The sequence below is a fragment of the Amnimonas aquatica genome (assembly GCF_002943415.1).
Lineage (GTDB): Bacteria > Pseudomonadota > Gammaproteobacteria > Pseudomonadales > Moraxellaceae > Perlucidibaca > Perlucidibaca aquatica_A.
Window position 1 is genome coordinate 1 of the sequence record NZ_PTQZ01000111.1, and the last position, 5,742, is coordinate 5,742.

Sequence of the window (5,742 nt, forward strand, 5' to 3'; positions counted from 1 at the left end):
CCAGCATGCCGTAGTAGTGATCGAAGCTGCGGTTTTCCTGCATCAGGATCACCACGTGCTCGACGTCCATGATGCTGCCGGTGCGGTTGTTGGCCGGGATTTCCAGCGCGCGGACGATGGAGGCCGGCAGCAGGCCGGCGGCGAGCGTGGCGCCGGTCAGTTGCAGGAAGCGGCGGCGATGGACGCGCATGCGGGCTCCGGTTCTTGTTGTTGGCGGGTGTGGCGGCGGCGGGCGCGCAGGTGCCCTGCGTGCGTCCGCGCATTGCAACAATTCTGTCACATGACCGGCGAGGGCCAGAAGGGAATGGCGGGGGGATCAGTGTGCCTTGGCCGCCGGTGACGCCATGGTGGCCTGCTGTGCCCGCAGCATGGCCTCCATCTGCTCGGCCGGCACCGGCCGGCTGATGTGGTAGCCCTGCACGTAGTCGCAGCGCTCGTGGGTGAGGAATTCCAGGTGCTCGGCGGTCTCCACGCCCTCGGCGACCACGGTCATGCCGAGCTGGTGCGCCATGGTGATGATGGCGCGCACGATGGCGCCGTCTTCGGTGCAGTGGCCGATATCGCGGACGAAGGCCTGGTCGATCTTCAGCGTGTCGAGCGGGAAGCGGCGCAGCTGGCTCAGCGACGAGTAGCCGGTGCCGAAGTCGTCGAGCGCGATGGTCATGCCCATGGCGCGGATCTGCCGGAACACCTCGATGGCCACCTCGGGCTCTTCCATGAGCGAGGTCTCGGTGAGCTCGACCTCGAGCTGGCTGGCCGCCAGGCCGCTGTCATGCAGGGCCTGCTGCAGCACATCGATCAGGTCGCCCTTGTGCAGCTGCTGCGGCGGAATGTTCACCGCCACGCGCAGGCGGCCGAGACCGGCGTCCTGCCACTGGCGCACCTGGCGGGTGGCCTGGGCCAGCACGCGCTCGGTGATCACCGAGATCAGCCCGGTCTCCTCGGCCAGCGGGATGAAGCGCGACGGATGCAGCAGGCCCATGGTCGGGTGCTGCCAGCGCACCAGCGCTTCCATGCCGGTGATGCGACCGCTCGCCAGCGACACCTTGGGCTGGTAGTGCACGATGAACTCGTCGCGGAAGATGGCCTTGCGCAGGCTGCTCTCCAGATTCAGCTGCTCGACCGTGGCGCTGCGCATTTCCGGCGTGTAGACGCGCCACTGGTTGCCGCCCAGGCGCTTGGCCTGCTGCATGGCGAGGTCGGCGTGGTTGACCAGGATCGCCAGTTCGCGGCCATGCTCGGGGAACAGGCTGATGCCGAGCGAGGCGCCCAGCAGCAGCTCGTGGTCGCCGACCCGGAAGGGCGTGCGCAGCGCGCTGATGATGTCTTCGCAGAGCTGCTCCGGCGCGCCCTCGGGCGGATCGGTCCAGATCAGCGCGAACTCGTCGCCGCTGAGGCGGGCGAGCGTGTCCAGGCGGGTGCCCAGCTCGGTNTGAGGTGGATCAGGCCGATGCGCCCGCCGGATTCGCGCGCGGCGTTGATGGCAGCATGCAGGCGGTTGCGGAACTGGCGCCGGTTGGCGAGCTGGGTCAGGCGGTCGTAGTTGGCCAGGTAGTCGAGCCTGCGCTGCGTCTCCTCGGCCTCGCGTTCGCGCGAAATGTCGCGGCGGATGCCGAGCATGCGCGCCGGCCGGCCGTCATCCTGCCAGCTCACCACACGGCCGCGGTCCTCGACCCAGACCCAGTGCCCGCGCTGGTGGCGTATGCGGTAGCGCGCCTCGAAGCGCGGCGTGCGCCGGCGCAGGTGGTTGATGATGCTGCGCTTGACCAGGCGCAGGTCGTCCGGGTGCACCAGGCCGCTGGCGCGGCGCAGGAGCTGGGCGTCGCCGATGCCGCTGCAGCCCAGCAACGGCTCCAGGTTGGTGTGGGTGACGCGGTTGCTGAGCAGATCCCAGTCCCACAGCGCGATGCCCGAGGCCTCGATGGCGAGCGTCAGGCCTTCCTGGCTCTCCATCAGCGCCTCGGTGCGCTGGCGCACGCGCTCCTCGAGCTCGCCGTTGAGGTTCTGCAGCTTGGTCTCGGTCATGGCGCGGGTGTTGACCTCGCGCGCCAGCTGGCGGTTCATGTCCAGCGTGCGCGACTGGGTCTCGCGCAGGAAGCTGATCAGGTCCTCGTTGTCCAGGCGCAGCTTGACCGAGTCCACCACCATGCGGTTCAGGTAGCGCGCGCTCAGCACCAGGAACAGCCACCAGATGCTGCCGATCACGGCCACCATGAGCGAGGTCGAGGTCGGGTGCAGCAGCAGGTAGACCAGGCAGGGCAGGAAGGCGGTGACGGTGAACGCCACGAAGGCGCGCAGGTGGCCGGCGTAGGCTGCCAGCGCCGAGATGCCCTGGGCGCCGAGCAGCGCCGAGAGCAGGATCTGCCGGCTGGTGACATCGGCCATGAATTCGCTGGTGGGGAACACGCGCGGGTTGAGCGCGATCAGCGCGAAGGCCCAGAAGCAGCCGGTGAGCAGGGCGGTCAGGGTGAGGATCTGGCCCAGCCAGCGGGTCTGCAGCTGGGTGCTGCGACCCAGCCACCAGACCAGCACGCCGCGGATCATGAGGAAGCCGGTGAACACGCCGGCCCAGGTCAGGATGACGCGGTTGCTGGCATAGGGCCAGTCCCAGAGTATCCAGGCGGCGATGGCGACCGAGGCGATGGAGATGAACAGGAAGCGCGGCAGCTGGCGATGCACCTGCGCGAGCACGGCCACGCGCAGGCGCTGAGCGGGCTCGGGCGTCTGGGTGGTGTCGCCGTGCGCTGGCCGGTCCGGGGCTGTCGGACGCTGCGCTGCCACATCGGACATGGGTGGTCATCCCTCGCTGGCTTGTCCGTTCTGGGCGGACAATGCGTCGTTATGGCGCTACCTTACCATTTCCCGCCGTCATATGCCCGAACCGGCGGCCCTGCTGGTCTACAATGCCGGCATGAACGAATCCGATCTGCTCGCCGGCCTCAACCCGGCCCAGCGCGATGCCGTGACCTGCGACAGCCAGCACCTGCTGGTGCTGGCCGGGGCCGGCTCGGGCAAGACCCGCGTGCTCACCACGCGCATCAGCCATTTCTGCCGCGAGTTCGGCATGTCGCCGTTCGCGGTGCTGGCGGTGACCTTCACCAACAAGGCCGCGCACGAAATGCGCGCGCGCCTGGAGCAGCAGCTCGGCATCGCCACCCAGCCGCTGTGGATCGGCACCTTCCACGGCCTGGCGCACCGCTTCCTGCGCATGCACTACAAGGAAGCGAACCTGCCGCAGACCTTCCAGATCCTCGATGCCGACGACCAGCAGCGCGTCATCAAGCGCGTGCTGCGCGACCTCCAGCTCGACGAGGAGAAGTGGCCGGCGCGGCAGGCGGCCGGGTTCATCAACGGGCACAAGGAAGAGGGTCGGCGGCCGCAGCACATCCGGCACAACGGCGACCTGTTCACGGCGACGCAGCTGCGCGTCTACGAGGCCTACGAGGTGATCTGCCAGCGTGGCGGCCTGATCGACTTCGCCGAGATCCTGCTGCGCAGCTACGAGCTGTGGCTCAACCATCCCGAGCTGCTGCGGCATTACCAGGCGCGCTTCCGCATGATCCTGGTCGACGAGTTCCAGGACACCAACCGCATCCAGTACGCCTGGCTGCGCCTGCTCGCCGGCGAGCACGGCATGCTCACCGCGGTCGGTGACGATGACCAGAGCATCTACGGCTGGCGCGGCGCCTGCATCGAGAACATCCGCACCTTCCAGCGTGATTACGGCGATGTCGAGCTGATCCGCCTGGAGCAGAACTACCGTTCGACCTCCATCATCCTGCAGGCGGCCAACGCGGTGATCGCCAACAACGGCGATCGTCTTGGCAAGAACCTGTGGACCGACCGCGGTCAGGGCGATCCGATCCGGGTCTACGCCGCCTTCAACGACCTCGACGAGGCGCATTTCATTGCGCGCATGCTCGACGAGCGCTTCCGCGCCGGCACCGCGCGCCGCGACATGGCCATCCTCTACCGTTCCAACGCGCAGTCGCGCGTGCTCGAAGAGGCGTTGCTGCGCGGGCAGATTCCCTATCGCATCTACGGCGGCCTGCGCTTCTTCGAGCGTGCCGAGATCAAGAACGCCGTGGCCTACCTGCGCCTGCTGCAGCAGCGCGACGATGACACCGCCTTCGAGCGCGTCGTCAATACGCCCACGCGCGGCATCGGCGACAAGAGCGTGGACACGCTGCGCCAGCTCGCCCGCGAGCAGGGCATCAGCCTGTGGGCGGCGGCACTGGCGGTCACCCGCGAGAAGCTGCTGCCGGCGGCCGCGACCGGCAAGATCATGGCGTTCCTGCAGCTGGTCGAAACCCTGGACGTGACCACGCGCGAGGTGCCGCTGGGCGAGCTGGTGTCGGCGGTGATCGAGCAGACCGGGCTGATCGCCCACCACGAGAAAGAGAAGGGCGAGAAGGGCCAGGCACGGGTGGAGAACCTGCGCGAACTGGTGACCGCCGCGCGCGAGTTCGACGTCGAGGACGACGAGGCGCCGTCGCCGCTGGCGGCCTTCCTCGACCACGCCGCACTGGAGGCCGGCGAGCAGCAGGCCGGCGAGTTCGAGGACGCGGTGCAGCTCATGACCCTGCACGCCGCCAAGGGCCTGGAGTTCCCGGTGGTGTTCCTGGCCGGCTGCGAGGAAGGCCTGTTCCCGCACGAAATGGCCCTGCAGGACAACAACCTGGAGGAGGAGCGGCGGCTCTGCTATGTCGGCATCACCCGCGCCATGCGCGAGCTGTTCATGACCTATGCCGAGGTGCGGCGCCTGTACGGCAGCGAGAACTACAAGGTGCCGTCACGTTTCCTGCGCGAAATTCCGGAGTCGCTGCTGGAGCCGGTGCGGCAGCAGTCGGCGCCGGCCTTCGGCGGTCAGCGCGGCGGTTTCGGCAGCCAGGGCGGCAGCGCGGGCACGCGCATGACCGGCGGTGGCAGCGGAAGCCTGCGCCAGACCACGCTGGGCGGCGATGCCACCGGCGAGGGTGCCTGGCAGCTCGGTCAGCGCGTCAGCCATCCGCGTTTCGGCGAGGGCGTGATCCTGGCGTTCGAGGGCAACGGGCCGAATGCGCGCATCCAGGTCAATTTCGCCGACCTGGGCAGCAAGTGGCTGGTGGCGCAGTACGCGCGCCTGACGCGGATCTGATCAGGGCAGCGGGCGGGTGCGGCCCTGGGCGTTGATGGCGACGAAGGTGAACAGGCCTTCGGTGAGCTTGCGCGGGGCGTTCTCCGGGTCGCTCATTTCCCAGGCCTCGATGCTGATCTTGATCGACGAGCGGCCGATTTCGATGATGTCGGTGTAGCAGGCGACAATGTCGCCGACCTTGATCGGACGCAGGAACACCATGGAGTCGATGGCCACGGTGGCGACGCGGCCCTGGGCGCGCTTCTGCGCCGAGATGGTGCCGGCGAGGTCCATCTGTGTCACCAGCCAGCCGCCGAAGATGTCGCCGTTGCCGTTGACGTCGCGCGGCATGACCAGTGTCTGCAGGCAGAGCTGGCCTCGCGGCTGCGGAGTGTTCTCACCAAGCGCTGGCGTTCCCAAGCTGGACTCCCGGTTGTTCTTGTTGGCCTGCGTATATTCCGTATTGTCGCCGGGGTTGTCTATCGGCCAGGGCGGGCGGGCAGACCAAAAACTGTCATTCAACCGTAACAAAACTGAACGAAAGTACGCTCGTCCCGACAAGGCCGGTCCGCGTTTCGCGCAGTGCCGCCGGGAACATGACCGCCAGACAGGCTCCCAAGAGGACT

General features: G+C 68.1%; 5 protein-coding genes and 1 pseudogene. 1 reads left to right on the top strand and 5 read right to left on the bottom strand.

Annotated features, from left to right (window positions below):
- The 4 genes and pseudogenes from C5O18_RS05690 to C5O18_RS05700 form a co-directional block, all read right to left on the bottom strand.
- A partial coding sequence (locus tag C5O18_RS05690; RefSeq protein ID WP_146089230.1) for an alkaline phosphatase family protein occupies positions 1-190 on the bottom strand: 190 nt, incomplete at its 3' end.
- 126 nt (positions 191-316) lie between these two features.
- Positions 317-1,192 (bottom strand): putative bifunctional diguanylate cyclase/phosphodiesterase, encoded by an 876-nt coding sequence (locus C5O18_RS05695; RefSeq protein WP_105192254.1) that lies wholly within the window; start codon positions 1,190-1,192, stop codon positions 317-319.
- A 27-nt stretch (positions 1,193-1,219) separates the two neighbouring features.
- Positions 1,220-1,465 (bottom strand): annotated as a pseudogene (locus tag C5O18_RS11145) (diguanylate cyclase domain-containing protein); the annotation flags it as partial.
- A complete protein-coding gene (locus C5O18_RS05700; protein ID WP_105192256.1) occupies positions 1,372-2,790 on the bottom strand; it encodes a PAS domain-containing protein in 1,419 nt (472 codons plus the stop codon). The gene C5O18_RS05700 and the pseudogene C5O18_RS11145, both read right to left, overlap by 94 nt.
- A 121-nt stretch (positions 2,791-2,911) precedes the next feature.
- Between C5O18_RS05700 and uvrD the strand changes: the two genes are divergently transcribed.
- Entirely contained in the window at positions 2,912-5,137 is a 2,226-nt protein-coding gene (gene uvrD, locus C5O18_RS05705) for a DNA helicase II (RefSeq protein WP_105192260.1), read from the top strand.
- On the opposite strand, the gene C5O18_RS05710 is transcribed toward uvrD, so the two are convergent.
- On the bottom strand, positions 5,138-5,467 hold the full coding sequence (locus C5O18_RS05710; RefSeq protein ID WP_105192258.1) for an acyl-CoA thioesterase: 330 nt from the start codon (positions 5,465-5,467) through the stop codon (positions 5,138-5,140).
- Positions 5,468-5,742 lie beyond the last annotated feature (275 nt).

Coding starts and splice junctions, on each gene's coding strand:
- C5O18_RS05695 (WP_105192254.1), bottom strand. CDS start 1,192: ATGCAGCAGGCCAAGCGCCTGGGCGGCAACCAGTGGCGCGTCTACACG.
- uvrD (WP_105192260.1), top strand. CDS start 2,912: ATGAACGAATCCGATCTGCTCGCCGGCCTCAACCCGGCCCAGCGCGAT.
- C5O18_RS05710 (WP_105192258.1), bottom strand. CDS start 5,467: ATGCCGCGCGACGTCAACGGCAACGGCGACATCTTCGGCGGCTGGCTG.